At 70.0% G+C, this 537-nt stretch carries 1 protein-coding gene; it reads left to right on the top strand.

The genetic code is table 11. The annotated features are described in order from the left end of the window. Positions 1-208 precede the first annotated feature (208 nt). Complete coding sequence (locus tag IE312_RS38145) at positions 209-406, top strand: hypothetical protein (RefSeq protein ID WP_189986856.1); 198 nt, start codon at positions 209-211, stop codon at positions 404-406. The last annotated feature ends 131 nt before the right edge of the window (positions 407-537 follow it).

The following is a 537-nucleotide window of genomic DNA, read 5'->3' as shown; positions in this document are numbered from 1 at the left end:
CAGGACATCGTCCACGACATCGCCAACGTCGCCACCACGCGGGACCGCCCCGACTCGGACGTCGAACTGCAGCGGGTGGAAGTCTTCCGCCAGTAGACCCCGGTTCAGCGACGCCGGACGCGGGGCGAACCGAATTTTGCACGGCGCGCTGGGGAGCCTGATGCCAGGAGTTCCCTCGTTCGGGTGGTTGCCTCGGCGATGCCCGCACGTGGTGGGCGGGGACGCTGATCGTTTTGTCATCGGCGGCCCGCCTAACCGCGTCTGGGACCTGACCAGTGACAGCGGCCGTCTGGCGCGACGGCTGCTGGCAGAAGAACACCTCACCCTGCTGGTGCCGCTGCGCCAGGGCACCGACCGGCCGGCGTGGCTGCAGCCGGCCGTCAAGGACAACTGGGTCCTCCTCTAGATCGACGGCAGCGTGCTGCGCATGCCCGCCGTGCGCGACGACGGCGCAGCGGCAGGCGACTCCTGCCTGCTCAGCTGGAGACACCGCTGCCATGACCCGCGGGGCACGCTCGTCATGCCCGTACGGCCAGG

The organism is Streptomyces capoamus (assembly GCF_014654935.1).
GTDB lineage: Bacteria > Actinomycetota > Actinomycetes > Streptomycetales > Streptomycetaceae > Streptomyces > Streptomyces capoamus.
This window is presented reverse-complemented; position numbering and strand designations above follow the sequence as displayed.